Source organism: Streptomyces sp. NPDC025833 (assembly GCF_055558055.1).
On the sequence record NZ_JBVHNF010000011.1, the window covers coordinates 167,594 to 194,122 of the forward strand.

Annotated in this window: 27 protein-coding genes and 1 pseudogene; 11 read left to right on the forward strand and 17 right to left on the reverse strand. The window is 73.2% G+C overall.

Annotated features, from left to right (window positions below; all coding sequences use genetic code 11):
• Positions 1–33 precede the first annotated feature (33 nt).
• The 3 genes and pseudogenes from ACZ4K2_RS21040 (at position 34) to ACZ4K2_RS21050 (ending at position 2,288) form a co-directional block, all read left to right on the forward strand.
• On the forward strand, positions 34–174 hold the full coding sequence (locus ACZ4K2_RS21040) for a hypothetical protein (RefSeq protein WP_467475488.1): 141 nt from the start codon (positions 34–36) through the stop codon (positions 172–174).
• Positions 175–332: 158 nt separating this feature from the next.
• Positions 333–1,033 (forward strand): annotated as a pseudogene (locus tag ACZ4K2_RS21045) (LLM class flavin-dependent oxidoreductase); the annotation flags it as partial.
• Positions 1,034–1,256: 223 nt separating this feature from the next.
• Positions 1,257–2,288: a WD40 repeat domain-containing protein gene (locus ACZ4K2_RS21050; RefSeq protein ID WP_467475489.1), complete on the forward strand. Its 1,032-nt coding sequence runs from the start codon at positions 1,257–1,259 to the stop codon at positions 2,286–2,288.
• Between the two features lie 64 nt (positions 2,289–2,352).
• Here ACZ4K2_RS21050 and ACZ4K2_RS21055 read toward each other — a convergent pair whose 3' ends face one another.
• The 10 genes from ACZ4K2_RS21055 to ACZ4K2_RS21100 form a co-directional block, all read right to left on the reverse strand.
• The gene (locus ACZ4K2_RS21055; RefSeq protein WP_467475490.1) at positions 2,353–5,220 is read right to left on the reverse strand and encodes an nSTAND1 domain-containing NTPase; all 2,868 of its coding nucleotides are present in this window, start codon (positions 5,218–5,220) and stop codon (positions 2,353–2,355) included.
• Between the two features lie 241 nt (positions 5,221–5,461).
• Positions 5,462–5,626, reverse strand: a complete 165-nt coding sequence (locus ACZ4K2_RS21060; RefSeq protein ID WP_467475491.1) for a hypothetical protein — start codon at positions 5,624–5,626, stop codon at positions 5,462–5,464.
• A gap of 140 nt (positions 5,627–5,766) precedes the next feature.
• Positions 5,767–6,324 (reverse strand): telomere-protecting terminal protein Tpg, encoded by a 558-nt coding sequence (gene tpg / locus ACZ4K2_RS21065; protein ID WP_467475492.1) that lies wholly within the window; start codon positions 6,322–6,324, stop codon positions 5,767–5,769.
• 3 nt (positions 6,325–6,327) lie between these two features.
• Positions 6,328–8,478, reverse strand: coding sequence for a telomere-associated protein Tap (tap, locus tag ACZ4K2_RS21070; RefSeq protein ID WP_467475493.1), 2,151 nt, complete (start codon positions 8,476–8,478; stop codon positions 6,328–6,330).
• A 108-nt stretch (positions 8,479–8,586) separates the two neighbouring features.
• Positions 8,587–9,246, reverse strand: a complete 660-nt coding sequence (locus ACZ4K2_RS21075) for a response regulator (protein ID WP_467475494.1) — start codon at positions 9,244–9,246, stop codon at positions 8,587–8,589.
• Entirely contained in the window at positions 9,243–10,403 is a 1,161-nt protein-coding gene (locus tag ACZ4K2_RS21080) for a sensor histidine kinase (protein WP_467475495.1), read from the reverse strand. Before ACZ4K2_RS21080 ends, ACZ4K2_RS21075 begins: the two co-directional genes overlap by 4 nt.
• Complete coding sequence (locus ACZ4K2_RS21085) at positions 10,403–11,236, reverse strand: lysostaphin resistance A-like protein (protein ID WP_467475496.1); 834 nt, start codon at positions 11,234–11,236, stop codon at positions 10,403–10,405. Before ACZ4K2_RS21085 ends, ACZ4K2_RS21080 begins: the two co-directional genes overlap by 1 nt.
• Positions 11,237–11,549: 313 nt before the next feature.
• The gene (locus ACZ4K2_RS21090; protein WP_467475497.1) at positions 11,550–11,870 is read right to left on the reverse strand and encodes a hypothetical protein; all 321 of its coding nucleotides are present in this window, start codon (positions 11,868–11,870) and stop codon (positions 11,550–11,552) included.
• A gap of 89 nt (positions 11,871–11,959) precedes the next feature.
• On the reverse strand, positions 11,960–12,343 hold the full coding sequence (locus ACZ4K2_RS21095; protein WP_467475498.1) for a peptidase inhibitor family I36 protein: 384 nt from the start codon (positions 12,341–12,343) through the stop codon (positions 11,960–11,962).
• Positions 12,344–12,402: 59 nt separating this feature from the next.
• Positions 12,403–12,795: a beta/gamma crystallin domain-containing protein gene (locus ACZ4K2_RS21100; protein ID WP_467475499.1), complete on the reverse strand. Its 393-nt coding sequence runs from the start codon at positions 12,793–12,795 to the stop codon at positions 12,403–12,405.
• Between the two features lie 468 nt (positions 12,796–13,263).
• On the opposite strand from ACZ4K2_RS21100, the gene ACZ4K2_RS21105 reads away from it, so the two are divergent.
• The gene (locus ACZ4K2_RS21105) at positions 13,264–13,833 is read left to right on the forward strand and encodes a hypothetical protein (protein WP_467475500.1); all 570 of its coding nucleotides are present in this window, start codon (positions 13,264–13,266) and stop codon (positions 13,831–13,833) included.
• Positions 13,834–13,851: 18 nt separating this feature from the next.
• Here the strand turns inward: ACZ4K2_RS21105 and ACZ4K2_RS21110 are convergent, their stop codons facing one another.
• Both ACZ4K2_RS21110 and ACZ4K2_RS21115 read right to left on the reverse strand, forming a co-directional pair.
• Positions 13,852–14,781: a DUF389 domain-containing protein gene (locus ACZ4K2_RS21110; protein WP_467475501.1), complete on the reverse strand. Its 930-nt coding sequence runs from the start codon at positions 14,779–14,781 to the stop codon at positions 13,852–13,854.
• Between the two features lie 347 nt (positions 14,782–15,128).
• A complete protein-coding gene (locus ACZ4K2_RS21115; protein ID WP_467475502.1) occupies positions 15,129–15,515 on the reverse strand; it encodes a winged helix-turn-helix transcriptional regulator in 387 nt (128 codons plus the stop codon).
• A 133-nt stretch (positions 15,516–15,648) separates the two neighbouring features.
• Here ACZ4K2_RS21115 and ACZ4K2_RS21120 point away from each other — a divergent pair, with 133 nt between their 5' ends.
• Positions 15,649–16,059, forward strand: coding sequence for a RidA family protein (locus ACZ4K2_RS21120; protein ID WP_467475503.1), 411 nt, complete (start codon positions 15,649–15,651; stop codon positions 16,057–16,059).
• A 278-nt stretch (positions 16,060–16,337) separates the two neighbouring features.
• Here the strand turns inward: ACZ4K2_RS21120 and ACZ4K2_RS21125 are convergent, their stop codons facing one another.
• Both ACZ4K2_RS21125 and ACZ4K2_RS21130 read right to left on the reverse strand, forming a co-directional pair.
• Positions 16,338–17,237 carry an aminoglycoside phosphotransferase family protein gene (locus ACZ4K2_RS21125; RefSeq protein ID WP_467475504.1) on the reverse strand — a complete coding sequence of 300 codons (900 nt, stop codon included), beginning with the start codon at positions 17,235–17,237 and terminating at the stop codon, positions 16,338–16,340.
• Between the two features lie 243 nt (positions 17,238–17,480).
• On the reverse strand, positions 17,481–17,960 hold the full coding sequence (locus ACZ4K2_RS21130; protein WP_467475505.1) for an ATP-binding protein: 480 nt from the start codon (positions 17,958–17,960) through the stop codon (positions 17,481–17,483).
• Positions 17,961–18,119: 159 nt separating this feature from the next.
• On the opposite strand from ACZ4K2_RS21130, the gene ACZ4K2_RS21135 reads away from it, so the two are divergent.
• Positions 18,120–18,494, forward strand: a complete 375-nt coding sequence (locus ACZ4K2_RS21135) for an STAS domain-containing protein (protein WP_467475506.1) — start codon at positions 18,120–18,122, stop codon at positions 18,492–18,494.
• A gap of 137 nt (positions 18,495–18,631) precedes the next feature.
• Positions 18,632–18,943, forward strand: coding sequence for an ANTAR domain-containing protein (locus ACZ4K2_RS21140; protein ID WP_467475507.1), 312 nt, complete (start codon positions 18,632–18,634; stop codon positions 18,941–18,943).
• A 258-nt stretch (positions 18,944–19,201) separates the two neighbouring features.
• Here ACZ4K2_RS21140 and ACZ4K2_RS21145 read toward each other — a convergent pair whose 3' ends face one another.
• Positions 19,202–19,858: a type III effector protein gene (locus ACZ4K2_RS21145; protein WP_467475508.1), complete on the reverse strand. Its 657-nt coding sequence runs from the start codon at positions 19,856–19,858 to the stop codon at positions 19,202–19,204.
• A gap of 127 nt (positions 19,859–19,985) precedes the next feature.
• On the opposite strand from ACZ4K2_RS21145, the gene ACZ4K2_RS21150 reads away from it, so the two are divergent.
• Positions 19,986–20,417 carry an Hsp20/alpha crystallin family protein gene (locus ACZ4K2_RS21150; protein ID WP_467475509.1) on the forward strand — a complete coding sequence of 144 codons (432 nt, stop codon included), beginning with the start codon at positions 19,986–19,988 and terminating at the stop codon, positions 20,415–20,417.
• Positions 20,418–21,013: 596 nt separating this feature from the next.
• Positions 21,014–21,451 carry a DUF2267 domain-containing protein gene (locus ACZ4K2_RS21155; protein WP_467475633.1) on the forward strand — a complete coding sequence of 146 codons (438 nt, stop codon included), beginning with the start codon at positions 21,014–21,016 and terminating at the stop codon, positions 21,449–21,451.
• A gap of 186 nt (positions 21,452–21,637) precedes the next feature.
• Here the strand turns inward: ACZ4K2_RS21155 and ppk2 are convergent, their stop codons facing one another.
• Positions 21,638–22,636, reverse strand: coding sequence for a polyphosphate kinase 2 (gene ppk2 / locus ACZ4K2_RS21160; RefSeq protein WP_467475510.1), 999 nt, complete (start codon positions 22,634–22,636; stop codon positions 21,638–21,640).
• Between the two features lie 347 nt (positions 22,637–22,983).
• Between ppk2 and ACZ4K2_RS21165 the strand changes: the two genes are divergently transcribed.
• Positions 22,984–23,346, forward strand: a complete 363-nt coding sequence (locus tag ACZ4K2_RS21165) for a DUF6223 family protein (protein ID WP_467475511.1) — start codon at positions 22,984–22,986, stop codon at positions 23,344–23,346.
• Between the two features lie 328 nt (positions 23,347–23,674).
• Positions 23,675–24,127, forward strand: a complete 453-nt coding sequence (locus tag ACZ4K2_RS21170; RefSeq protein WP_467475512.1) for an SRPBCC family protein — start codon at positions 23,675–23,677, stop codon at positions 24,125–24,127.
• A 725-nt stretch (positions 24,128–24,852) separates the two neighbouring features.
• On the opposite strand, the gene ACZ4K2_RS21175 is transcribed toward ACZ4K2_RS21170, so the two are convergent.
• A complete protein-coding gene (locus ACZ4K2_RS21175; protein WP_467475513.1) occupies positions 24,853–26,451 on the reverse strand; it encodes a PucR family transcriptional regulator in 1,599 nt (532 codons plus the stop codon).
• Between the last annotated feature and the right edge of the window lie 78 nt (positions 26,452–26,529).

The following is a 26,529-nucleotide window of genomic DNA, read 5'->3' on the forward strand; positions in this document are numbered from 1 at the left end:
TGGTCCGCGAGAGTCGACCGGTTGCGAGGTCCGGTGTCCCTGCGTCTTCTGTCCGCCGCGAACGTTCCCGGTCCGGTGCTGCCCACGTGGGCCACGATCGCCGTCGTCGTCGTGGGTGCCCCGCTGATGGCGCTGCGCCTGTACCGCAGGTACCGCCGCAAGAACCGCCCCTGAGGTCTCGGCCGGTCCGCGGGACACGGGGCCGCAGTGCCCGGCGGGAGTCCTTCGCACAGGGCGCTCAGGAGCACACCTCCCTGCGCACACAGGCAGGACGGCGATCCGGGCGGTGCCTACATTTCCGGCACACACCAGCACCGGAACGAAGAGGCTCCATGCAGTTCGGAATATTCTCGGTGGGGGACGTCACCCCCGATCCGACCAACGGCCGTACCCCGTCCGAGGGCGAGCGGATCAAGGCGATGGTCGCCATCGCCCTGAAGGCGGAGGAGGTCGGCCTGGACGTCTTCGCGACCGGTGAGCACCACAACCCGCCGTTCGTGCCACGACGCTGATCACCACCAGTGACCCGGTGAAGATCGCGGAGGACTTCGCGATGCTCCAGCACCTGGCCGACGGGCGCGTCGACCTGATGATGGGCCGCGGCAACACCGGGCCGGTCTACCCGTGGTTCGGGCAGGACATCCGGCAGGGCCTCAACCACACCAGGCGGATGGTCCAGTTGTACCGGCGGCGCTTCGCCCACCACGGCCACGGCCGGCCCGAGCAGGCGATCGTCGGGCTCGGCGGCCAGGTGTTCATGCGGAAGAACTCGCAGGACGCGGTGCGCGAGTTCCGCCCGTACTTCGACAACGCGCCGGTCTACGGCCACGGACCCTCGCTGGAGGACTTCACCGAGCAGACCCCGCTGACCGTGGGCTCCCCGCAGCAGGTGATCGAGCGCACCCTGTTCTTCCGCGAGACCGTCGGGGACTACCAGCGCCAGTTGTTCCTGATGGACCACGCGGGACTGCCGCTGAAGACCGTGCTGGAGCAGCTCGACATCCTCGGCGAGGAGGTGGTGCCGGTGCTGCGGGCTGCTGGCCGGGGTCGCCAACGACGACATCTCGCTGTGGCGGCTCGACCACCCGCAGGCCCCCGTCCTGCGCCACCCGCTGACCGAGACCCGGCCGGTCGACGTCCGGATCGACACCGGGGCCCGCGTCCTGCGCTACACCTCGAACGCGCCGGGCGGCGGGACCGTCGTCCACGGCATCGGCATCGGCGGCGTCCTGGCGCCGCACTGGAGCACCCGTGGCGTGACGGCGGCGGCCCTCAGCCCGGACGGCGCGGTGCTGGCCGTCCTGGACGACCGCGCCGGGGGCCCGCGGATCCTCGACGGGCGTACCGGCCGGCCGAGGTACACGATCGCCGCCGGGCGGCGCACGGCCGCCGGGGACGGTCAGGCGGTGCTGTCCCTGAGCTCCGACGGGCACCGCCTGGTCTTCGGTTCGGACCCGGCCGAGCCGGACGGCGCACCGGCGCGCCTCACGGTGTGGGACACCGTGCGCGATCGCCGGGTCACCACGTTCCGGCCCTACCCCGGCGGTGACACGTTCCGGGCCGGGGCGGTCCTCAGCCCGGACGGCCGGGAACTGCTGACCACCGGCGGCACCGACGCCGCGGTGACCGTCTGGAGCGCCGACAGCGGCCGGAGACTCAGGACCGTCCCCCGCCACGACCCGGGCGACGGGAGCGGCGGCGAGCCCGCCGGTGAGCCCCTCGTCTCCCTCTCGGCGGACGGCGGTCTCCTGCTGACCGACAGCGGTGCCCTGCTGCCGACCGGGGGCCGCGGCCGGGAGCGGACGACGATCACCTGCCTGTGCGTCGGCGCCCTGAGCCCCGACGGCGGTCTCGTCGCCCTCGCGGACGCGGACGGCGGCGGCGTCACCCTGTGGGACGCGGTGCGCGCCACCTCGCTCGGTGTGCTGCCCGGCGGCTTCTTCGGCGGGGGCACCGGCGAACAGGAGGAACCGACCGCGCTGGCGTTCTCCCGGGACGGCGGCATGCTGGCCGCGGCCGGTTCGAAGGGCACCCTACGGCTCTGGGACGTCGACGCACGCCGGCAACTGGGCTCCGACCTGCCCACGGCCGGCGACGGGATCCTCGCCCTGGCCTTCACCCCCGACGGCGGCAGCCTGTACGCGGCCGGCGAGCACGTACCCGTCCAGCACGTGCCCCTGGACCCGGACCGCGTCGCCGCCGCGGTGTGCCGCCGCGCCGGCGGCGGGCCCACTCGCGGGGAGTGGCGGACGTACGTGGCGGACGTCCCCTACCAAAAGGTGTGCTGAGCGCCCCGCGTCCGGGCCGGCGGCCGTGCCACGGCACCGTCCCCGGCGTCGCGGCGGACGGGCTTCACGGGTCGCACGGCGGTGCGTAGGCGAGGTACGGCAGGTGGGCGGCCCACTGGGCGCGGGTGATGCGGGGCACGGCGTGCGCGCAGGCGCGGGCGATGGCGCGGGCCGGGTCGGTCGCGGCGAGCCGGACGGTGCCGTCGAACCCGCCCGAGGCGAGCACGGTCCCGTCCGGGCTGAAGGCGACCGAGCTGACGGCGGTGACGTGAGCGGTCAGCGTGGTCGGCGCCGTCGGGTGCGCGGGCCGGTCGACCCGCCAGGTCCGCACCGTGCGGTCGTCCCCCGCACTGGCGAGGGTCCGCCCGTCGGGGCTGAACGCCACCGCGCCGACGACGTCGGTGTGCCCGGCCGGGGCGGCGAGCGGGGCCGGGTGGCGTGGGTCCGCGAGGTTCCACAGCCGTACCGGGGTGCGTCCGCCGCCGGCCGTGGCGAGGGTGCGGCCGTCCGGGGCGAAGGCCACGGAGAACGCCCCGGTGGCGTGGCCGTCCAGCGTGGCCAGCGGTGCCGGGCGGCGCGGACGTGTGAGGTCGGTCAGCCGGACGGCGCCGTCCTCGCCGGCGCTGGCCAGCGTGTGGCCGTCCGGGCCGAACGCCACCGCGCGGACGGCGTCCCGGTGGCCGGTCACATGCGTGAGCGGGGTGGGCGCGGCGGGGTCGGTGACGTCCCAGATGCCCACGCTGCCGTCGCTGCCGGCGGTGGCGAGCTCCTTGCCGTCGGGGCTGTAGGCGAGGGAGCGTACGTCTCCCCCCTGTCCGGTGAACGAGGTGAGCACGGAGGGCCGGGAGGGCGTCGCCGTGTCCCACACGCGCACGCGGCCGTCGGCGGATCCGGTGGCCAGCACGCGGCCGTCGGGGCGGTAGGCGACGGTGCGGACGTCGTCCCGGTAGCCGTCGAGGGTGGCCTCCAGGACGGGGCGGTCGGTGCCGTGCACCCGCCACAGCCGGGCGGTGTGATCGCCGCTCGCGGTCGCCAGGCTGCGCCCGTCGGGGCGGTAGGCGAGGGCGAGGACCTCCTTGGCGTGGGCCGGGACGGTCGTCATCAGGGTGCTCGCCAGGGCGTCGCGGGTCCGGTCGGTCGGCGCGAGGCGGTAGGCGGTCAGCCCCAGTTGGACCGCGAGCCCGGGACTGGTGTTGATCAGTTCGGAGGCGGTGTCGGCGGTGTTCCTGGCGACCGCCTCGTTGCGCTGCCGGGTGACCTCGTCCTCGGCCCGCAGGGCGCTGGTGGTGGCGACGGCCGCCACCACGACGAGGACGGCCAGCAGTGCGACGAGGCAGCGCAGCCGCCGGGCGCGCCGGCGGGCGGAGTTCCAGGCGGCGGTCTCGGCGGCCGTGCCGGCGTCGACGAAGTCCCGTTCCACGGGGGTGAGTCCGATCCCGTGGCTGCCGGCGAGGTCGCGGGCGAGGGCGAGACGGGCGCCGCGGTAGAGGGCGCCGGGGTCCCTCCCGAGCGTCTCCCAGGCGCGGGCCGCGTCGGCGAGCTGACGGTGGGTCCGCAGCCGCTCGCGGTCGTCGGTCAGCCAGCCGCGCAGCCGGGGCCAGGCCCGGATGAGCGCCTCGTGGGTGAGTTCGACCCGTCCGTCGTCGAGGGTGAGCAGCCGCGCCGCCGCGGCCCGGGCCAGTACGGCCGCGGTGTCGGTGTCCTGGCCCAGTTCCTCGCGGGGGACGGGCCGCTTGGTGTCCTCGGTGCCCTCGCCGAGGGCGATGAGGTGCACGAACACCTCCCGGGCCCGTTCTCGCCGGCGCTCGGTGAGCGAGCGGTACAGGCTCTCCGCGGACTGGGCGAGCGCGCCCTCGAAGCCGCCGGCCGCGTGGAAGCCGTCCAGGGTCAGGGCGGCGCCGCGCCTGCGGTGCCAGGTCTCCAGCAGGGCGTGGGACAGCAGGGGGAGGACCCCGGCCTGCCCGTGGGCGTGGGCGACCAGGGTGGCCTGGAGGGCGCCCTCCACGGTCAGGCCGGCCCGCCGGGCGGGTTCGACGACGGCGCGGCGCAGTTCGGCGGCGGTCATCGGGCCGACGACGACCTGGGCGTCGCGCAGGATGGCGACGAGGGGGGCGTGGCGGGTGCAGTGGGCGTAGAAGTCGGCGCGGACCCCGAGGACGACCCGGCAGTCCGAGCCGGGCCGCTCAGCCTGCTCGACGAGGGCGGCGATGAAGCGGGCCCGCTCGCCGGCGTCGGCGCAGACGGTGAAGACCTCCTCGAACTGGTCGACCACCAGGACCAGTTCGGCGCCCGCGGGACCGGGCGCGGGCCGGGCGGCGAGTGCCCGCTCCAGCCGTGCTCCGGGGTGGGGGCCGGGGGTGAACACCCGTACCGTGCGGCGCGGTGCGCCGGCGGCGAGGCGCGGCAGCAGTCCGGCGCGCAGGAGGGAGGACTTGCCCGCGCCGGACGCGCCGACGACGGCCACGGCCCGGCTGCGGGCCAGGGTGGCGAGGAGGTCCTCGACGAGGCGCTCCCGGCCGAAGAACAGGTCGGCGTCCTCGCTCCGGAAGGCCGCCAGACCCACGTACGGTCCCCGCACCGGCGCGGGCGGGGCGGCCGGGCCGGGCAGTGCGTGCGGGCCCGGCGCCGGGTGGGTCCGCGCCTGTCCGGCGGCCGGGGACGCGGCGCGCAGTTCGACGGCGACGGCGTGCCAGCGCCGCTCCCACTCCCGCGGGTCGCCGCCACACGCCCGTACGTACGACAGCGTGACGTCGAGGCTGGGCAGCCGCCGGCCGGAGGCGGCGCCGGAGAGGGTGGCCACGGAGTAGGAGGCGCGGTCCGCCAGGTCCCGGTACGGCGGGGAGCCGGCCTCGTGGCGTAATCGGCGCAGGGCGGCGGCGAACCGCAGCAGCGGTCCGTCGTCACCGTCCAGCGGACGCTCCTTGCGGGCCATGCCTCCCCCTGTCCCGCGTGCGCCTCCCCGGCGCACGCTTCTCCACCCGGACAGTTTTGCACCGTCCGGGGTGGATTGTTCACGGATTGTGGCTTCGTCCCGGACGACCGGGTGCCGGTCCGGGTGCCGCAACGAGCGGGACCGCCGCACCCCCCCGGGGGGAGGGTGCGGCGGTCCCGTGACGTCCGCGGTCCTCGTGGACCGGTCGGTCACCGCCGGGCGGGTCTTCGCGCCTCGGCCGTCAGGTTCTGTCCTGCATGGTGCGTACGGGCAGGTCGGAGCCGGGTGTCCAGCGCATCACCCGCGCCAGGTCCCGGTGTATGCGGTCCGCTTCACCGCGTACCTGGGTGGGGATGTCGCCGCGCTCGGAGACGAGGCGGCTGAAGATCGGGGTTTCCTGGAACACGGTGCAGTCTGCTTTCTGGGATGACCGGCCGCGGGTCGGCCGGTGCGGGAAGGGCTTGCGGGTGGAGACGAGGCCGCAGTGGTGCAACAGGTCGATGCGGGTCGCGGAGCGCTCGCGCGGCGGGTTCGAGGCGCTCCGGATCAGTAGTCGAGGTCCAGGTAGTCGATGTCGTTGAGGGCGACGTCCGAGAGTCCCATGGCGCGGCCGCCGCTGTCCTGGAAGTACACGTCCCTGAAACCCTCCGCGATGATGCGCCGCAACTGCCCGTCGCCCGCACCGGTGTCGCGGGCCTCGAACAGCCGCTGCGCGTAGGCGGGCGGGAGGTGCACGGTGAGGCGGCGGAACCGTCCGTCGTCGGTGGTCCCGACGGGTGCGGTGTACCCGAACCGGGCCCTGGTCTCCACCGTGATGCCACCCGTGGTGGCGGCCAGGTGCCGGCGGCGGCTGCGCACCAGCGGCTGCCACCGCCGCCGCACCGCGTCGTCGATCCTCGCGGCGACGTCGGCGCGCGGGTGCCTGCGGGCCCCGCGCCGGTAGCGGTTGACGGAGTCGGCGGTGACCCCGATCTCCTCCGCCACGGCCCTGGCGCTGCCCAACTGCCGGATCAGGAAGCCGATCCGGCCCTTGAGGGTCTTCGGCGGCTCGCGGGTGAACGCCTCACGGTCCGCCCGCTCGATCGCGTCCTCGATCTCCCCCACCGGTCACTCCCCCTCGTCCAGGACGGCGTCGCCGCCCTTGATGTGCCGGGCCGGGTTGAGGCCCCGCTCCATCAGGTCGACCGCCCACAGCATCGACTGCACGCCCTCCGGCTTCGCCAGACCCGGCGACGGTCCGAGCCGGAAGCCGCCGGGCTGCGGCCGGCCGGACGCCGCGTACGGCAGGAAGTCCAGCGGACTCGGGCCCGGCGAAGGGTAGACGACGCAGTCCGAGAGCACGCCGAGCGGGTAGAGGCCGGTCATCTTCGCCATGTTGGAGAGCTTGCGGTGCATGTTGACCCGGGCCTTGCTGATGACGGCGGCGCGGATGTCGGGGCGCCAGGTCGGCCGCTCCAGGGCCGGCCACCGCTCCCCCGGCCGGTAGCGGCGGCCCTGGGGGCGCTCGCGCAGCTTGCCGATGCCGCCCTTGACGGTCGCCTTGACGGCGGTGAGCACGGCGGCCAGGACCGGGTCGGCCCGCTTGTACCGCTCCATCGCGGCGAGGAACTCGGCGTCGGACAGCTCCCGGGTGACGCCGAGGTCGGCGAGGGTGTCGACGTACGCCGTCCTGAGGCGGTCGTGCCACGGGTCCAGGTAGGCGCCGCTCTCGCGGCGCAGGTACGCCTCGACCGGGTGGACGTCGTGCCCCAGTTCCTGGGCGTAGGCGACGGTGTGCGTCTGGTACCAGGCCGGGCCGTCCGGCCGGGTGCCGTCCGGCGTGAACGGCGAGGGCAGGCGCGGGTCCAGCTCGATGCGCGAGAGGTCGACCAGCCAGCTCCCGGGGATCTTCGGGTTGAAGGCCGGGGCGCGGAAGTGGTCGGGCGCGGACAGGCCGACGACCAGGCGGGCCGCGGCGGCGAGGAAGGCGGTGTTCAGGTCCAGGCCGACCGCGTACGGCAGCAGGCACTCCGCGTCGCCGAGGAGCTCCGGCGACCGCACCCATTGGTACGCCTCCTCGTCGAGGAAACCATCGGTCCAGCCGCTGTCGACGACCACGGGGTGCTCGGGGGTGGCCTCCGGCGGGGCCGGGTCCACCGGCTCCGTGCCCAGCGAGCCCGGGTTGTGGGCGCTGACCCAGTTGCCGGTCGCCTCGTCCCGGACCGGGCGGGTGGGCGGACGCAGCGCCGTCATCAGCTCCAGGCCGGAGACGGCGGTGGAGCCGCGCGGGGTGATGACCCGCCGGGCGTAGGTCCCGAGGGCGCGGGCGATGTCGGCCGGTTCCATCCCGGCGACGCCGGGCCAGGACCGCTCGTCGAGCGCGCCCCAGGACAGGAGGGCGAGCTGCACGCACTGCCGCTCGCGGTCCCGGGCCCTGCGGTAGATGCGCGCCCAGGGGCCGAACCCGCGCCGCGTGAGGTGCCATTTGGCCCGCAGCACCTGCTCGACGACCGGGTGGTCCGCGGGCAGGCGCAGGGAGCGGCGCTGCTCGTGGCCCTCCAGCCGCTCCGGCAGCCCGAGCTTCACCGCGGCCGCGGCGGTGAGCGCGATCAGCGGATCGGAGTCCTTGCCGTGGCGGTGCAGTCGGGCGGCGCCGAGGCCGGACTCCCGCAGCGTCCACTCCACCAGCTCGGGGACCGTGGCCGCCGGGCAGTCCAGCACGATGCCGTCGACCCCGTACGCGCGGCCGTCGCCGTCCAGCACGGCGAGCGGGCCGTGCGGGAAGCGTGGGTCGGGGCCGGGGCCGGGCCCTTCCTTCACCGCCGGGCGGCGGGCCGCCGCCGGGCGCGCGGCCGGGCGGGCCGGGCGCCCCGGCGCGACCGGGACGGCGGGCGCGGCGGCCGGCGCGGCGGTGGCCGCGCCGGCCGCACCCGGTCCGGTGGCCCCGGGCCCGGCCGGGCCGGTGCCCGTGTCCGCGGCCCCCGGACGCGGCGGGGCGGCCGGTTCGGCCGCGGTGGCGGGACCGCCGGGCGCGGGGTACCTCTCCGCCCAGCCGCGGAGCAGTCGCCGGTACGCCTCCAGGCGGGGCGGGCGGGGCTCGGAGCGGCCGTTCTCCCAGTTCTTCACGGTCTGGGTGGTGGTCTTCAGCGCGGTCGCCAGACGTGCCTGCGTGATGCCGGCCGCCTCACGCAGCCGGGCGCGCTCGGCCGGGGGCGGGAGCTGCGGCTCCTCCTCCAGCAGTGCGTCGACCGACGCGAACAGCTCTTCCTCGGTGGCCACGGCGGCTCCCCTCTCGAACCTCGGGAACCCTAACGCACTTTACCCCTGCGTTTAACTCGGTACAGCCACGACACGCGCCGCGCGGCCTCGGCCCGCCGTAAGGCGGCGTCAGGTCACCAAGCCGTGGCGGTAGGCGTAGACGACGGCCTGGACGCGGTCGCGGAGCCGGAGCTTGCTGAGGATGCGGGAGACGAAGGTCTTCACGGTCTCCTGGCTGATGACGAGGGCCGCGGCGATCTCGCTGTTGGAGAGACCATCCGCAATGAGGCGGAGGACTTCCAGTTCGCGGGGGGTGAGCGGGATCTCGCGCGGGGCGTTCTCGGCGGGACGGATGCGGGCGGCGTAGCGGCCGACGAGCCGGCGTGTCACATGGGGGTCCAGGAGGGCTGCGCCGGTGGCCACGGTCCGGATGCCGTGGAGCAGCCGGTCCGGGGGTGCGTCCTTGAGGAGGAAGCCGCTGGCGCCGGCGCGCAGTGCCTCGTAGACGTATTCGTCCAGGTTGAACGTGGTCAGCACGAGGACTTTGACGGGGTGGGGCACTCCGGCGCCGGCCAGCAGACGGGTGGCTTCCAGGCCGTCGAGGACCGGCATGCGGATGTCCATCAGAACGACGTCGGGCTCTGCCTCGCGGGCGAGTTCGACTGCGGTTCGCCCGTCTCCGCATTCGCCCGCCACCTCCATGTCGGGCTGGGCGTCGATGATGGTGACCAGGCCGGTACGGATCAGCATCTGGTCGTCGCAGACCAGGACCCGGATCGGTGCGCTCACGAGGTGCCGCCGGCGGGGATGCGTGCCCGTACGGTGAAGCCGCCGTCCGTGCTGCTGCCGGCACTGAAGTCGCCGCCCAGGACGTCGACGCGTTCCCGCAGTCCGGCCAGACCCCGTCCGCTGCCGACGGCCGCCACGCTGCGTGAACCGGCTCCGTCCGTGCTGACCTCGACGGTGATCTCCCTGTCACCGTGCCGCACCTGGACGGAAGTCCGGCTGCCGTGGGCGTACTTGAGGGCGTTGGTCAGTGCTTCCTGCACCACCCGGTAGGCGACGAGGTCGGCGCTGCCGGTCGAGGCCGGTGGTGTGCCCTGCTCGGTGAAATCCACCGGCTGTCCGGCCCGGCGGGTCTGCTCGACGAGGGTCAGGACCCTGCCGACGGCCGGTGACCTCGTACCCGTGCCGGTGCCGTGATCGGGGTTGAGCAGGTCGAGCAGGTGGCGCAGGTCGGTGAGGGCGCGACGGCCGGTGTCGCTGACAGCGGTCAGGGACTGCTCGAGCCGCTCGGGTGCGGCAGTCAGGTAGCGGGCGGCCTCGGCCTGGACGACCATTGCGGTCACGTGGTGGGTCACCACGTCGTGCAGTTCTCGGGCGATCCGGGTGCGTTCGGCGGTACGGACCTCCGCCGCCACGCGCTCGCGGCGTTCGGCCTCGGCGATCCGGGTGGACCGCAGCCATGCCCCGGCACCCCAGGCCAGGGCCAGCACCAGGTAGAACGTCACGAACCCCTCCGGCGGCTCACCACCCGAACCGAGCCTCGCAAGCGCTGTCGCCAGCGGCACGTACGCCGCGGAGAGAAGGAGGGCGGTGGTGCGCCGACGGTGTTCCAGATGGGAACCCGCGCTGATCAGCACGATGGGCAGGGTGGTGCCGGCGGTCGAGTGATAGCCGCGTAGCTGGTCGAGGGCGAAGCCGCACGTCACCAGGACGAGGCAGACGGCCGGCCACCGCCGGCGCACCGCCAGCGGGAGGCATTCGAGCCCCAGGGCGACGACGGCGAACGCGTCGAACGGGCGGGTCGGCAGGTCCCCGACCTCCGTCCCGTGGCCGCGCAGTCCCGGCAGGAACGAAGCGACCAGGAACAGCACCCCGAGCGGAAGGTCGCGGACGGTGACGGGAAGCCGGCGCCACATCCGGCCGGCCCCCTGACAGCTCATCACCGGGCGAGTTTAACAAGGGTGTTGACGCGCTCGGCGCGCTGCCGCGGAACGATGTGGCCGCGCCGGTGGGCCAGCAGCAGGAAGGCGGCCATCAGCAACGCACCGAACAGCACCGAGTACACACTCGCCTCCGGGCCGAACTCGCCGCCTGTGATCAGCTTCGCGCCGGACGTCGTGGCGTCCAGGAGCCCGTGCATGTCGCCGTTGCCCGAGACCTCGGTGCCGAAGATGCCGGACTCCGCGAAGTTCCAGCCGAAGTGCAGGCCGATCGGGAGCCACAGGGAGCGGGTGGCGGCATACGCGGCGGCGAGCATGCCGCCGGCCTCGATCGCGATGGCGGCACCGCCCAGCAGGGTGGCGTCCTTGTTGAGCAGATGGACCGCGCCGAAGACCGCGCCGGACAGCGCCAGCGCGATGTACGTGCCCAGACCTCGCTCGACGAGCCGGAAGAGCAGGCCGCGGAACATCAGTTCCTCCGTGACGGCGGCGCCGGCCATGAAGCCGAACAGCGCGACCGCTCCGGTCAGCGAGCCGAAGCCGTGGACCTCGTAGTCGCCGAGGAAGTAGATGTTCGCGATGACGCACCCGAACATCGCGACACCGATGGCGAGGCCCCGCAAAAGCGCCCCCCGCGCGCCCTGCCGGGCAAGCTCCGTGACCGGTCGCCGCTCGGTGCGCCCCACGACCCACCGGTAGACGAACACGGAGAGCACGACCGTCAGGCCGGCCAGAAGGAGCGACAGCCACGGGTCGCCCTGCACCGCGGTGAGGCTCTGACCGCCGACCGCACTGACCGCGACCACGGCCAGGATCTGCCACACCAGTTTCATGACGACTCCTTCTTCGGTCCCGCTTCCGGTGCCTTGTCCGGTCCACGGCCGGGGCGCCGCGGCTGAACCGAACGCTAGGGAAACGGTGGTCGGGAATCGTCACCACACGGTGGACACCTACGCGTAGCTCTCATGGGGGACAGGCCCCGCACCCAGTACCGGAACCGAAGGACACGGAGTCCGCGCGGCCGATCCACATCGTGGTGCGCGGGCCCTCGGCGATGTCCGCGACGGCGGGTGCGGCGCCGGCCAGGCCGGCGGAGTGCTGTTGGTGACAAGCGGGCCCCCGGAGCCCGAGGCACGTTTCAACCGGTCACAGACCGGCGATGTCCCCGGCCCTCTTGAGCACGGAGTCGAACGCGTCCACCACGGCGTTGTGCCGCTTCGCGCGCGCCGCCCGGTCTGCCGGCACCAGCCGGGCGGCGGCCCGCACCGCGTAGGCGTCCGGGTCGCCGAAGGCGGCCCGCGGGTGCTCTCCCGTGTCCGCGCAGTGGGCCGTGACCTCCTTGACCGCCTGGAGCACGACTGTCCGGTCCACGCCCGGCTGCACGGCCAGCCGCACCTGAAAACGCGCCAGCCACTTCTCGCGGTCCTTCTCCCCCGTCACGTCCGTCCTCTGGTCCTTCTTCGTCATGTGCTCTCCACCACGGGACGGCGCTCTACCGACCGGGACCATCCCCGCGGACGGTGGAAACTGCACCTGCCGGCTGACGGACAGCCGGCTCAGCCCCCGCAGCCACCGAATCCGAGGGCGCTCACCGCGTTGTCGTAGGCGAACAGAAGTTCCTGCTTCGCACCCGGCTCGATGCTGAACCAGTAGCCGTAGTAGTCGACGTCGGTCCAGATACAGACGGGCTGGTTGCTGCGGTTCCACACCGAACTGGCCCGATCGTTCCACGCCCAGCCGATGTTGGGGGTGTCCACCGGATCGAGCTGCAGGACGTCCCCGGTATTGTTGTGGCCGTCGAAGAGGCAGACTTTACCTTCTGCACAGCGAATCACTCCCCCATCTTTGGGGTCGTCAGCCGATGCGGTTCCCGGGGCCGTCAGTACGGTGATGGAGGCCAGGACCGCTCCTACTACCGCGGTTTTGACTGCGAGTTTCATGAGTACCCTTTTCCGTTCGCTTGCAGCATCATCTGCCTGTGCCGATTTCGAATGTCACGCTAACTTACGGGGCATTCCACGGGGCCTCCACAGATCCGCACGTTGTACACGCGACCGTGCAGACCCCAGTCGATGGTGTAGTCCTGCCATTTGCGCAAGGTGCGCTCGGTGTAGTAGTCGTTCTCCTCGATGATGTAACTGAAGGTGACGACATTGTTGCCCGAGTGGAAATGTCTGACGTCGTTGAAAGACACCCTCAAGCTGCCGGCGTTGGCGAAGCACATGCGATTGCCGGTGCTCGTTTCCGCCCATGCGAGGTCGGTCCGCGCGGGGAGAGTGGGGTCTCCACAAGAAGTCTCGTTGGCCGCGGAGGCGGGGGTCGCCGGCATCACGAACGCCAAGCCCGCAGTGGCCACCGCTGCGACGAGCACTCTCTTGGCTACCTGCGTCATGGTCGTTCCCCTCCAGGAAGCTGAATAGAAGTGATTCGCGTGCACTTGTCGGATCTCTTCGCCGTCGGCCCGGCGCGAGCGCTGCGGCCAGGTGGAAGGCTACGGAGAGCGGAGATCGCGGTCGTCACCACACAGAGCCAACTCGGGCGTAGCTCCCACGGGGGACAGACCCATGCGCCCCTTGGCGCAGCCGCGGTGAAGCGCGCTCGGGGTACGTGTCGACGTACTTGGTGATGTGGCGCTTGCGCAGCCGCAGTGCGCGCCGCGGGGCACGAAGGACGCGGACTCGCCGAGCGCCGCACGGCGGGCGGTCGCTCCCGCGCTCATGACCGTACGCTCACAGGCCCGGCTGCACACCCCGCTGATCACTGCCGGTGATCCCGCCACGGCCGCCCGCGACCGGGAACCCCGGATGCGGACCGGCACCGAGCCGCAGGCGGACATCATTGCCTCGGCTACCCTCACCGCATGCCTATCACTGCTGATCAATTGGCAGGGTACGTGGATCGGGATCTGGACGCCGACCTGGCGCGCTGGTTCCCCGACGGGCCGCCGGTCGACATCCCGGCGTCGACCCGCCCGGTCGAACCGTTCCTCGCCCAGCTCCCGCGCGACGCCGCAACCGCGTTGGCCGCCTTCGATCGCAGGGTCCGGTCCGGCACCATGCCAGCGGGGTTTCTCGACATCTACGACTGGTCGTACGGCTTCGACTTCGCGGCCAACGACTGCCGGATCATCGACTCCGACTATGAGACGGAGCTTTCCGATGACGATGTGTGGTCCCTCGGTGCCGATGGAGGAGGCAACTACTACGTGGTACTGGCCAACGGCCGGGTCGCGGTGTGGTTCCACGAAGAGGAGGTCATAGAGGCCCAGACGCAGTTCGACAACCTCGATGTCTTCCTATGGTCGGTCGTCCGATACCGCGCCGTGCGCGCCGGTGCCCTCGACCTGGCAGCGGTCGAGGGCGACTTCCGCGACCTCGGGCAGCCCGGAGTGCTGGCGGCGGGGACCGGGCTCCTCGCCTCGCTCTCGTGAGGCAAGGGCCCCGGCACCCTACGAGTCCTGACGCCGACGTCTCCACGCGTATTTCTGTGCGAGCAGCGTGAACGTGCCGGCCACGATGATGCCGAGCAGGTTCAGCAGTAGTTGTTCCGAGGAGCGCACGGTCTGGTTGGTGTCGCCGTACACGAGTGCCACGGCGGCGTTCGCGGCGGCGGGAACGGTGGTCACCGAGATGGCCACACCCACCAGCGCGCCCGACTTCGCGGAGGTCAGGGACAGGGTGCCGGCGATTCCGGCGAGTACGGCCACGACGAACGAGAACCAGTCGGGGGCGTAGATGAAGCCGGTGTTGGGCCGGTCGGCCTCCAGCCGGCTCTTGCTGAACAGACCGACCGCATCCATGAACAGGCTGAACGCCGAGGTCAGTGCCATGGCTACCGCGAAGCCGACCAGTAGGGCCGTCAGCGAACGCCACGCCAGGCTTGCGCGCCGGCGCACGAGGGCCGTGCAGAGGCCGGCCAGTGGGCCGAACTCGGGTCCGACAGCCATCGCGCCCACGATCAGCACGGCGTTGTCCAGCACGACACCGCAGGCGGCGATCATCGTGGCCAGGGTGATGAAGGCGACGTAGGTGGCCGACAACGTCGATTCTTCGTGGGTCGCTTCGGTCAGTCCTTCCCAGAGCACCGCGTCCGCGCCCTCGCCCGGGGCCTCCTCCTCGGCCTTGTCCGCCCGCCGGGACAGCGACAGGTCGATGTTCTCGACGGCGATCGAACCGGTCTCGTCCAGGCCCAGTCGGCGTAGCTCGCTGATGAGACCGTCGCCCGCCTCGCGTGCCACGTCGCACATCACGACGTCTCCTACGGGATTGCGGGCGGCGTCCGGAAGGACGACGAGGTGGGCGGTGCCGACCGTCTTCTCGACGAGACGGACCACCTCGTCGGTTCTGTCCGCCGGAGTGATCAGGCGAAGATGCAACATGGCGCCTTTCTAGCAGGCGGCCTTCGCGGTGCCGTGCTGCGCCCTCGCTCGCCGGTTGCGCCTCGCGGCGTGAACCAGGCGTCGGTCTTGCGCACCAGCGAACACATCTCATGCCGGTCCCCCATACCGCAGTGGCGCCAGACACGCCGCCGCGGTCCACGATCCACGCGGTGATCCTCCGGCGGGCCGCCGCATCCTCACGCTCCTACGAGTCCGGCACGCGGCGACCGTGCGCTCCCCGCCCGCGAGTCCGGCCCGCTCCCCCGGCGTCGGAGCACGGTGGATCGCCCGGTGCGAGGTGAGCGGCGGCGTAGCCCCGGGCGGGGACTGCCGGGCAGCGCGGGCGCTCAGCGGGGGCGGGGGCCGTCCTCCGGCTGCTCGTCAAAGGTTCGGCGGGCCTGCTCGATGGCGGGCAGGTGCGCGTCGGCCCAGGTCAGGAGGGTCTCCACCGGGTGGCGCAGGGTCTTGCCGAGCGGGGTGATCCGGTAGGTGACCGCCACCGGCCGGGTGGCGGTCACCTCGCGTTCGACGACGCCGTTGCGTTCCAGCCGGCGCAGAGTCGCCGTCAGGGACTTCTGCGTGACGGCGGGAATCGCTCGGCGCAACTCGTTGAAACGGCTCGGCTGTTCACACAGTCGGCCGAGTACGGCGAGCGACCACTTGTCCAGCACCTGGTCGAGAAGTTCGCGGTGCGGGGCGTCGATGCGCGGCCCGGCGGGGTCGGCGGTATCCACGGCGAAACCTGGTCTCGTTGAAGTGCCTTCAGGACACTAAGTATCTTCCAGATACCGCTTCGGGACGTCAAGAGAGGCGTCCCGTCGGTGACCCCCGACGTCGTCCGCCCGTACGCGAACAGGAGAAACCCCCGTGACTGTCCGGCACTTCACTCCCCGGGGCATGCTGCAGCCCACCCCGTACCACCACGTCGCCGTCGGCACTGGAAGCCGGCACGTCCACGTCAGTGGGCAGGTCGGCCGCCTGCCGGACGGGACGCCGGTGATGCCCGGCGACCTGGCGGGGCAGGTCGCCCAGGCGCTGCGCAACACCGCCGTCGGCCTGACCGGCGCCGGGGCCTCGTTCGCGGACGTGCTCCGGCTGACGTTCTACGTAACCCACTGGCACCCCCGGCTGATCGGCGCGTTCATGGCCGGAGTGGAGGCCGTTGCCGAGGAGGTCGGGCTGCCGCTGCCGATGCCTCCGGCCTCGCTCATCGGCGTGGAGCACCTTTTCGAGCCGGACGTCTTGGTGGAGGTCGAGGCGACCGCGCTGCTCGACTGACAGCATCGACTGACAGCAGTGACGCTCCTGCTGATGCCGCCCGATCGTCCGGCCCATCGACTGGCCGACACTTCGGCCGGCCCGGCCGGAATCGCGGCCGGCGCACCCGTGGACGGTGGCATCGCCGGCCGGCCGGTCGTCGCCACCGCCGACGCGCTGGGCTGGGCACGCGGTGGCCGCACCGGCGGTCCCTGGCCGCCTTCGGCTACGGCTCCAAGACGCTGGCAGGTCTACCGCCGTAGTGGTTGCGGCCGGCACAGTCCCGACATGCTCTGGCCTCACCCTTCTTCCAGCACCGCCCGGATCACGTGCCGGGCGTTCTGGGCCATCGCCGGGTTCGTCTTCCGGTAGTACGGCAGCGCGATCAGCGCCTGCGAGAGCGTCCGCCCCCGGCCGCGGATCCAGGTCGCGTCGTCCACGCCCAGCGCCTCACGGAAGATCCCCCTCGCACCGGCCGGCAGCAGGTTCCACGCAGGGAACAGATCGCATGCCGGATCGCCCACCCCCAGGCACCCGAAGTCGATCACCGACGTCAGCCTGCCACCGTCCACCAGCAGGTTGCCCGGCATGAGATCAGCGTGCAGCCACACCGGCCGCCCGTCCCAGTCCGGGACCCGCGACGCCTCCTCCCACACGGCAGCGGCGGCGTCGCAGTCGACACCCTCCTGGGGGATTGCGCGCAGTTCCTCGATCGCCGCCCGGGTCGGTGCGTCGAGCGAGACGAGCGGCCCACCGCGATGAGCCTGCGGCGCGCCTGCCAGGGAGACCCGCCGCATCGCCGCCACGAACGCGGCCAGGTCCTCGGCCAGCGGCACCGGTTCGCTCAGCACCCCCGCCTCGGGGTTTCGCCCCTCAAGCCACCGGTACACCGACCACGGCCACGGATACCCCTCGGCGGGCCCCCCGGCCCCGAGTACCTCGGGGATGGCTATGGGCAGGTGGGGCGCGAGGCGGGGCAGCCACTCCCGCTCCATCGCCACGTCCTTGGCGCCGCCCCGCACCAGCGGCAGCCGCACGACCATGCCGTCGCCCAGCCGGTACATGGCGTTGACCGTGCCACCGGAGGGAAGACGCTCCACCGGAAGCCCCGCCCACCGCGGGAACTGACCAGCGATCAGCCGCCGTACGAGGCGGTCGTCGATGGGGTACTGACCGGGATGCATCGGCCCTGCGCTCATGACACGCCATCCGACCCCTGGCCCCCGAGAAGTGTCAAACATTTTCCCGCAGGCGTCGGCGGCGGGCGGCGGCGCCAGTGACCGGTACCCTCTCAAGCCGAGCGCTGACGCCTGTTCGCCGCTTCACGGCCGGTACGACGAGCCGGCCGCGGATTCGGCGATGTCCACCGCCGTCGAGAACGGCGTCCGTACCGCCGCGGCAGCCGCACGTCGGGCAGCGGGTAACCGCTGCCCTCCGGCTGTCTATTGGGGCGGGCGGCCGGTCAGGGCGCCGTCGGGGTCGTCGAGGAGGGCGATGCGGGCGGTGATGCGCTTGCCGACCGACGCGCGTTGTACTTCGAAGCCCTGGACGACGGCCATGACGATCTCCAGGCCGTGCTGTCCGACCCGGCCGGCGTCCGCGGCCCGGGCGACGGGGAGGTGCGGGCTGGAGTCCCACACCACGACCTCGACCATGTCGCCGAGGATCCGCAGATCCAGCAGCACCGGTCCCGGAGCGTACTTGCGGACGTTGGTGACCAGCTCGCTGACCACCAGCCGGGTCAGCTCGACGGCGCGCTCGGAGACGGGCAGGCCGTGCTCGGCCTGGACGCGGGTGAGGAAGCCGGCGGCCAGGTCGCGGGCCCGGGCGATGTCGCCGCCGTCCCCGGCCAGGGCGACCGAGGTCTGCAGAGACCGCTCGTAGGGGGCGACGCTGTCCTCGCCCAGGGGCACTGCCTCCATGGCGGCCGCCTTCACTGTCTGATTATCCCGCATGGGCTTACCCCATCACGACCAGGTGACGCCTGGATCGGCGGCATCGGTTGCGTCACGGACGGGCATCACTCGGGGGGAGCAGGGCGGCGAGCCGGCCGGGAGTCCGGTTGTGCCAGGATCACCGGGATGGCTGAGAGAGACGTGACGGAGAACGAGAACACCGAGCGGGCGGCAGGGCTGTCCGTCGTGGCCACCGCCACCGTCGACGGCACCCATCTGCTGACCGTGGCCGGGGAGATCGACCATCACACCGGCGACACGCTCCGTACGGCGCTGGACGTCACCGGCGCACCCCGGATCGTGCTGGACCTGCACAAGGTCCCGTTCATGGACTCCAGCGGCATCAACATCCTCATCGCCGCCCACCGCACCCTGAGCGGGGCCGGCGGCTGGCTTCGCCTGGCGAACCCGGCAGAGCCGGTGCTGCGCGTCCTGCGACTCGTCGGCGTCGACACCGTCATCGACTGCCACGACACCCTCGACCATGCCCTCGGCAGCTGAGCGGCCGCCGCCCGCCGGATACCGAGCCCGCACCGCCGGGTGGATTGCCGCACGCCGCGGCGGGACGCCATGCGGACGGGCCGACCGGGCAGGAGCCCAGGATGGGAGAACGGCGTTCACACACAAGCGGATCCAGCGTGGATGAGCCCGACGAGGCCCGTGAGGCCGCCCTGCGGGCAGAGATCGAGCAGCTGAAGACAGCGCTCGAAACGCGTGCCGTCATCGACCAGGCGATCGGCGTGGTGGTGACCTACGGTGGCCTGCCGGCCCCGCAGGCCCGGGAAGTCCTCATCGAGATCTCGCAGCGCACCAACACCAAACTCCGCGACGTCGCGGCCCACCTGGTCCAGTGGCCGGCCCGCGGCTGGCTGCCCGCCGAGATCCGCACCGCCCTGACCACGGCCCTACGACACCGAGGCCCCCACGACCCCCCGGACAGCAGCCCCTGACACAGGGGGCCGCCATCCCGGGCCGGGCACGGCCGCCGCCTCGGCTGCGCGGTCCCGGCGCGCAGGGACCTCGAAGCCGAGTCGGCCGGAGCCCGTGACCAGAGCCCTGCCAGGAGACCTACCGGTCGACCGTTACAGCCCCGTCGAGGGGAGGGGCAGCCCTGGCTGGCTCTCGTGAGAAACGACAGGATCCGGCCGGTCGGACGGAGTCGCCCCGTGCGTTCCTGTGTCGCGGTCGCGCATGGAGCTGTGCATCGGTCAGTCGGGGGCGGCGTCTGTGGCTCCGGCGGAGTCCGTGAGGGCGTCGAGTCGGGCGGCGAGGCCGGGGTGGGTGGTCAGGTGGGGGCGGGTGGCAGCCAGGGGGCGGACGAGGGCGGCGGGGTCGTCGGCGGCGAGGGCCGCGTTCAGCCGCCTCAGCGAGGAACGCGCGGCGGCCGGAAGGTCGGTGAGGGCGGTGATCTGGCCGGCGATGCGGCGCAGGTCGGCGGCGTTGCGGCGGGCCCAGGTGGCTGCGCTGCGTTCGGCGGCGCGGTGTTCGCGGGTGGCCTGGACGCGCTGCTCGCCGGTGCTTCCCGCGGGGCCGGGTCGACCCCGCAGGTAGCGGCGTTCGGCGGCCTGGCGGCTGGCGACGCCGAGGGGGTGGGCGAGGTCGGCCCAGCTGGCGCCTGCGTGGCGGGCGGTTTCGATCAGGCCGGTTTCCCATCCGGCGAGCTGCTCGCGCACCTGCCGTAGCAGCAGCAGGGAGGCCAGGGCCTGCTCCGGGCCGGCGTCGGGGGCATCCGGGGAGCCGGGGGCTTCGTGCCGGGCGGCGCGCAGGGCGTCGTCTATGGCGTGCAGGGCCGCCGCGGCGGCGAGAAACGATGCCGGGCTCTGAGCGCCGGGGCTGGAAGGGGTCGGCCGGTCGGCTGCTGTCATGAGCACCTCCCTCGGACTGTCATCTTTCCGACGACGCTTTCGTTTGTCATCCATTGGACGACATGCTACAACGGTTTCAGTGAGGCGCATTGGCAGCAACTGCCCGAACCTTCTGGAGGTGTTTTCCATGTTGATGCGCACCGACCCCTTCCGTGAGCTCGACCGGCTGGCCCAGCAGCTGATGGGCCCGGGCACCTGGTCACGGCCGTCCGCGATGGCCATGGACGCCTACCGCGAGGGCCACGAGTACGTGGTGGCCTTCGACCTCCCCGGCGTCAGCGCGGACGCGATCGACATCGACGTCGAACGCAACATGCTGACCGTCAAGGCTGAACGCCGCCCCGTGGCCAAGGGCGACGACGTGCAGATGGAACTCTCCGAGCGGCCCCTGGGCGTCTTCTCCCGCCAGATCGTGCTCGCGGACACCCTGGACACCGAGCGGATCAAGGCCGACTACGACGCCGGGGTGCTCACCCTGCGCATCCCGATCGCCGAGCGTGCCAAGCCCCGCAAGATCTCCGTCGGTTCGGGATCCGACCGCAAGGAGATCTCCGGCTGAGCCGGACGACGCGGGCCGAACAGCGGCGGAGGACGGGCATCTGATCTCCCCCCTCGCCTCGTCCTCCGCGCCCCACGGGAGGAGCCCGAAGACGAGGGGCGATGGACGTGCCCCCGCGTCAGGAAGCGTTCCTGGAACATGTGCAGGAAGCGTTCCTGGACACGTGAGGGAACGCGGCGCGTACGACAGCCCGCGGGAAGCGGAACGTGCCGCCCGCGCGGGTGCTCGCCCTGCTCGGCGCACACCTGGTCGGCGAGGCACGCGCCGAGCCGGCGGCGCGTCTGCCGGGGAACTTCGCCCTGATCTTCCTCAACCCGCCGCGAAGCGGGGAGCCCCTGCCACCGGAGAGGTTCCCGCGCGCGGCCGCCGCCCGGATCGAAGGGGCCCCCGAGCAGACCGCCGCCCGGGACGTCGGCCCGTTCTCGGCTCGGTCGCCGACGCGGCCGGCGACGACCTGCCGGGTCGGTCGGATCCTGCTCCGGCTCCCCGCCGGCTACGGCCTCCTCTTCGGCCGCCCCAGTCCGCCTGACCACCCGTACCCCGGTGCCTCCGCACAGGCACCACGACCTTCGGCGACAGAAAAGGCAAAGACCACAGTGATGACCGACCGGCGTGCCCCACTCCGGCACACGTCTGTGATGACGTACGAGCAGCTGCTGGAGAAGGTCCGCCACGAAGGCGCCTACCCCGCTCGGGACAGAGCCGAGGAAGCCGTCCGTCTGGTCCTCGCAGGACTCGGACGCCAGCTGACGGGCGACGAACGCGTCGAACTCGCCGCCCGCCTCCCCTTCGAAGCCGCGACGATCCTCACCGCGCAGATCCCCGACACCCGGCCCCTGACCGCTTGGGCCTTCGTCAAAGATCTCGCCGCCCGCACCGGCGCCGCCCTGAGCACCACCCGCTGGGACACCGGATCCGTCCTCCGCGCCGTCGCAGCCCTGGCCGGCCCCGGCCTCCTCACCCGCATCCTGCGCCAGCTCCCCTCCGGCTACGCCCTGTTGTTCGGCCGTGCCGAACTCATCCAAGCCGCATAGGCGGCCGACGAGCCGCTGAACATGCTGAAGGCATGATGATCGGCATCGACGGGACGGGCGTCTTCCTCGGCCTGGACGTCGGCACCGGACAGCGCGGTCGGTGTCGGCACCCGCCGCGCACGGATCGTCGACCGCGGCGTGCGCGGACGTTGGAGCATGAACGCCGTCGGCTTCGGCCGGCAGGCGTCAGGGCCTGCCGTGCCGGACGGGTCCCGGACGGGTGAGGGGTGAGTCGCTGCCGGGGTGCTTGCCGGGGACTCCGAGGCCGGGTGAGAGCGGCGTGGGTGAGAGCGTGGTGGCCTCCTCACCGGGTTCCAGGAGGGTGTCGGCGGCGCCGACGATGAGCGGGTCGGGTGTGCCCACCGCCTCGTGGTCCTTGTTCGCGTAGTCGATGCGCGACAACAGGCTCCGCATGGTCTCCAGCCGGGCCCGCCGCTTGTCGTTGCTCTTGACGACGGTCCAGGGGGCGTGGGAGGTGTCCGTCGCGCGGAACATGCCGACCTTCGCCTCGGTGTAGGCGTCCCAGAGGTCCAGGGACGCCAGGTCGGTGGGCGAGAGCTTCCATTGGCGCACCGGGTCGACCTGCCGTATGGCGAAGCGTGTGCGCTGCTCGGAACGGGACACCGAGAACCAGAACTTCACCAGCGCGATACCGCTGTCGACCAGCATCCGCTCGAAGGTCGGGCACTGGTCGAGGAACAGCTCGTACTCCTCCTGGGAGCAGAAGCCCATCACGCGCTCCACGCCGGCCCGGTTGTACCAGGAGCGGTCGAAGAACACGATCTCCCCTGCTGTCGGCAGCTGCGCGACGTACCGCTGGAAGTACCACTGGCCCGCTTCGCGTTCGGTGGGCTTGTCCAAGGCGACCACGCGGGCGCCGCGCGGGTTGAGCCGCTCGGTGAGCCGTTGGATCGTGCCTCCCTTGCCCGCCGCGTCACGTCCCTCGCACACGACGACGACGCGCGTGCCGGTGTCCTTGACCCAGCGTTGGAGCTTGAGCAGCTCGATCTGCAGCACGCGCTTGGCGCGCTCGTACTCCTGGCGTCCCGTCTTGCGGTCGTAGGGGTGGTTCTCTCGCCACGTCCGGACGGGGCGTCCCTCCGCGTCCAGCACGATCGGCTGCTCCCGCCGACTGGCGTCCACGGTCAGTCCGTCGAGCAGTTTCCCGGCGTCTTCCACGTTCATCAACTGGCATTCCGTTCGGCTCTCGCGGTCGGTCAGAGGCACACACGAGTGCCCCGTCCGGCCCCGTCCATTGGTGGCGCCCCGCGATGGACGACGCCGACCGCCGCAAGAACGATGGGTGCACCGTAGCCGGATGCGGTTGCGGGCGGGTCCGGCTCGGGGACGAGCGGTCGGCTACCGCGTGTGCGGTACCCACGCGCTGTCTGCGGCATCCGCGGTATCCGGATGCCGCGGCGGCGGCAGCGGGAAGTGCCTGCGTCTGCCGGACGACCGGCAGGGGATCCGGCGCGCATGCTCTCAAGGCACATCGAACCTCGAGATCAGTGACGGAGAAGGAGGGGAACGGCATGAGTGCTTCAGCAGCGCTGATGGCGGCCGCCGAGGGCGGGATCATCGGCGACGGGCGGACCGGGGCCAACCTGGCCCTCGGGACAGGGGCGCTCGGGCTGGCCGCCGGCTGGCCGACCCTGGACCGCGCCGGCCGCCGGATCGGCACCGGCGACGCGCGCGTCGGCGGGATGTCGGCCATCGCGGTGGGGCTGGCCGGCACGGTCCTCGCGGTGCTGCACCTGGCCACCTCCAGCGGCGGTCCCGGCACCGGCACCGGACTTGTCGGCGCCATCGTGGCCATCCCGCTGGGACTGGGCGCCGTGCTGCTCGGCCGCCGGGCGCTGACCCGGGCCCGCCGCGCCGACCGGCCGGCCGTCTGACCGCGCCACCGGGTCACGGCGTGCGCGCGGCCACCGCGCGCCGGACCCCGTGGCGGCGCCGAAGGCCGTCCCCGCGGACGCGGGAGGTGCGGCGGCGCCCTTGCCGGTACGGGCCGGGACGGAGGGACTGGGGCCCGCGCACGAAGTACGCGCGGGCCCGGGCGGCCTGGTCTGCGACCGGGGTGAATATGCGATGCGGGGTGAATCTGCGACGCGGCGTAAGCGGACGGCGTGACAGGCGGGAAGTGATCGGAGGGGCATACGTGCCGTCGCAGCAGGAACCAGTTCTACCGCACGTTCGTCACATCGCGCAGAGAGAGGACCGCCTGTGTCTCAGGTAGAGGAATCCATCGAGGTCAACGTCCCCGTCCGCACCGTCTACAACCAGTGGACCCAGTTCGAGGACTTCCCCCAGTTCATGGACGGCGTGGAGCGCATCGAGCAGCGCACGGACACCCTCACCCACTGGAAGACGAAGATCGGCGGGGTGGAACGCGAGTTCGACGCCGAGATCACCGAGCAGATCCCCGACGAGCGGGTCGCCTGGAAGAGCATCGGCGGTGAGGCCAAGCAGGCCGGCGTCGTCACCTTCCACTACGTCGACGACCACACCACCAAGATCATGCTCCAGCTCGACTACGAGCCCGAGGGACTGGCCGAGACCGTCGGTGACAAGCTCGGCTTCGTCAAGAGGCAGGCCACCGGGGACCTGAAGCGGTTCAAGGAGTTCATCGAGTCCCGCGGCGGCACCGAGACCGGCGCCTGGCGCGGCGAGGTCTGAGCCCTCCGGGCAGCGGGGCCGGCCGATGGATGCGGTTGCCGGGGCGGGCCGGTGCTGCCCCGGCCACCTGTGCCGGCTCCCCCGGGCCCGTGTCCCGTCCGGGCCACCCGGTCGCCGTGTCTGTCCGGCCGGGCCCCGGTCGGCTCCGGCGGCCCGGCCGGCGAGGGACCGAGCCTCACGCTCGGGTCTCTTCCGCCGGCGCCGCCGGGACACGGAGCCAGCCCAGCCAGGCCACATGGATCAGCCCTCGGCGCCAGGGACCGATGCGGCACCGGGGGCTCCCCCGTCCGACGTCACCGAGCAGCGGGGAAAGGTGCTGGTCGTGCCGCGGACCGCAGTCGAGCGGTACGCGGCATCCGCCGGGCGGCCGGGCGGCGCCCGGGTTCGCGCCACGGGGACACGACCCGGCGCGAGCGGGGCGCACCGGGGGCCGGATGCGCGCGTGGCCACAGGCCGGCCCCTCCTCGGGCAGACGGCCGCCGGCGCGGCTCGACGTACCGGCTGGGCGCGGTGTGGCGCGCCTGGACTCCGCTGATCGGCCCCGCTCGGCATCCGCCTCCCGGCCGGCCCGTACCGCGACGCGCGCGCACCGCCGGGAGGCGGGCTACCGCGGGTACTGGTGGCAGGCCCACTCGCTCCAGCGCCCGTCCAGGCTGCGCTCGCGGAACCACCCGGTGCCGTCCAGGGTCCGGGGCGGCACGGGCCGCGCGGCTACGTCGTCGGCCTCAGCCCTCGTGGCCGTCCCGAGCGGAGGGGACAGGCACAGCCGGGTCGGCGCCGGCGGCGACGGCACGGCACGCGAGTTGCAGGGCGAGGCGTACCTCCGGGTCGGCGAGGTCGGCGCCGGTGAGGTCGGTGACCCGGCGGATCCGGGCGCCGACGGCGTTGCGGTGCAGATGCAGGGCCTCGGCGGCGCGGGCGGGCGAGTTGTTGTGGTCCAGGTAGGCCTGGAGGGTGTGCACCAGGGGCCCGGCCCGTTCCGGGCCGAGGGCCAGCACCGGTGCGAGGAGTTCACCGACCGCCTCCCGGGCCGAGTCGGACGCGTACCACTCGGTGAGCATGCGGTCCAGGCCGGCCGCGTCGTGGACCACCACCGGTGCGGCCGGGTCCCGCAGCAGCGCGGCCGCCGCCTCGCGCGCGGTGGCTCGGATGCCCAGCACGCCGCGGTGGGCGCCGCCGACACCGCAGCGCAGGGCCGCGGGATGGTCGCGCTCCAGGCGGCCGGCCAGCCGGCGCACGTCGTCGCCCAGCCGCCGGCGTTCCTCGGGGCCCGGCCCGGTGCGCCAGGTGGCGAGCAGGATCAGCGCCTCGTCGGCGAGGGCGGCGTTCCAGCGGACGGCCGGGGTCCCGGCCGGGGCGCCCGCCTCCGTGCCGCCCGCCGACCAGTCCCGCAACAGGGTGAGGGCTTCCGACATGACCGGTTCGAGCACCTCGTAGCGCTCGCCGGGCCCGCCCGTCTCGAGGCGCAGCGCGATGTGGTGGCCGTCGACCGGCAGGCCCAGCGCCCGGCCGCGGGCCGCGAGGCGGGCGGTCCGCTCACGGGGCGCCACCAGGATCTCCGCCAGCAGGCGGCCGCGCGAGCGTACCGGTACGTCTCCGCGGCCGCCGCCCGCCGCGGCCAGTGCCGCCATCGCCAGCACCGACCGCACCGCCTGTCCGGTGTGACCGCCGGCGCGCAGCGGCGCGGCGAGCCGTACCTCGCCGTCCGGGCCCGCCGCCGAGGCGCCCGCCTCGCCCGGACCGGCCAGGCGGACCTCGACCGGCACGCCGAGCGCCCGCGCCGCGACCCGGGCCGCGCCCGCCGGGTCCCCCGCCACGCCGGGCAGTGCGGCGGCCGCGGCGGACACCCGGGCCAGCGCGTCGGCCGCGTCCCCGGCCACCGCCCGCGCCACCGCCACCACCAGGGCCGCCAGGTCGCCGTCCGCCGCGAGCAGCGCCACCCGGCCCCGTTCCGCCAGTGCCCGCACGGTCGCCGGCAGCGGCAGCGGCGGCGGCGCGCCGCGGTCCGCGGGCGGGCCGTCCGCCGCCGCGGAGCCGGTCCCCGCCGGGGTGGCCGGTCCGCCGTCCACGCCCGCGGTGCCGTGCCCGGCGGTGAGGACGACGGCCGCCGCGCCGGCGGCGGCGGCCTCGCGCAGGGCGACGTCCAGCAGGAGGCCGGGGACGGGCGAGGTGAGCACGACGAGCGAGCCGCCGGGTACCCGCACGAGGCCCTCGCGCCGGGTCTCCAGGCGGGCACCCGTGACGGGCCGGGCGTCCAGGGGGCCCGCCAGGTGGCGCACGTCACGCAGACCGGGCGCGGAGAGCAGATCGGTGAGGAGGACCATGGCCACAGTGTGCCCTCGGCACAGCCTGGCGGTGAACGGTGTGCTGCGGACCACTGAAAGCGGACGGAATGCTTCCTA

Excerpts from the sequence above, each read along its gene's own strand:
- ACZ4K2_RS21055 (WP_467475490.1), bottom strand. The coding sequence starts at position 5,220 with ATGGCCCGCAAGGAGCGTCCGCTGGACGGTGACGACGGACCGCTGCTG.
- ACZ4K2_RS21080 (WP_467475495.1), bottom strand. The coding sequence starts at position 10,403 with ATGAGCTGTCAGGGGGCCGGCCGGATGTGGCGCCGGCTTCCCGTCACC.
- ACZ4K2_RS21085 (WP_467475496.1), bottom strand. The coding sequence starts at position 11,236 with ATGAAACTGGTGTGGCAGATCCTGGCCGTGGTCGCGGTCAGTGCGGTC.
- ACZ4K2_RS21090 (WP_467475497.1), bottom strand. The coding sequence starts at position 11,870 with ATGACGAAGAAGGACCAGAGGACGGACGTGACGGGGGAGAAGGACCGC.
- ACZ4K2_RS21095 (WP_467475498.1), bottom strand. The coding sequence starts at position 12,343 with ATGAAACTCGCAGTCAAAACCGCGGTAGTAGGAGCGGTCCTGGCCTCC.
- ACZ4K2_RS21100 (WP_467475499.1), bottom strand. The coding sequence starts at position 12,795 with ATGACGCAGGTAGCCAAGAGAGTGCTCGTCGCAGCGGTGGCCACTGCG.
- ACZ4K2_RS21105 (WP_467475500.1), top strand. The coding sequence starts at position 13,264 with ATGCCTATCACTGCTGATCAATTGGCAGGGTACGTGGATCGGGATCTG.
- ACZ4K2_RS21110 (WP_467475501.1), bottom strand. The coding sequence starts at position 14,781 with ATGTTGCATCTTCGCCTGATCACTCCGGCGGACAGAACCGACGAGGTG.
- ACZ4K2_RS21125 (WP_467475504.1), bottom strand. The coding sequence starts at position 17,237 with ATGAGCGCAGGGCCGATGCATCCCGGTCAGTACCCCATCGACGACCGC.
- ACZ4K2_RS21130 (WP_467475505.1), bottom strand. The coding sequence starts at position 17,960 with ATGGAGGCAGTGCCCCTGGGCGAGGACAGCGTCGCCCCCTACGAGCGG.
- ACZ4K2_RS21135 (WP_467475506.1), top strand. The coding sequence starts at position 18,120 with ATGGCTGAGAGAGACGTGACGGAGAACGAGAACACCGAGCGGGCGGCA.
- ACZ4K2_RS21145 (WP_467475508.1), bottom strand. The coding sequence starts at position 19,858 with ATGACAGCAGCCGACCGGCCGACCCCTTCCAGCCCCGGCGCTCAGAGC.
- ACZ4K2_RS21150 (WP_467475509.1), top strand. The coding sequence starts at position 19,986 with ATGTTGATGCGCACCGACCCCTTCCGTGAGCTCGACCGGCTGGCCCAG.
- ppk2 (WP_467475510.1), bottom strand. The coding sequence starts at position 22,636 with ATGAACGTGGAAGACGCCGGGAAACTGCTCGACGGACTGACCGTGGAC.
- ACZ4K2_RS21165 (WP_467475511.1), top strand. The coding sequence starts at position 22,984 with ATGAGTGCTTCAGCAGCGCTGATGGCGGCCGCCGAGGGCGGGATCATC.
- ACZ4K2_RS21175 (WP_467475513.1), bottom strand. The coding sequence starts at position 26,451 with ATGGTCCTCCTCACCGATCTGCTCTCCGCGCCCGGTCTGCGTGACGTG.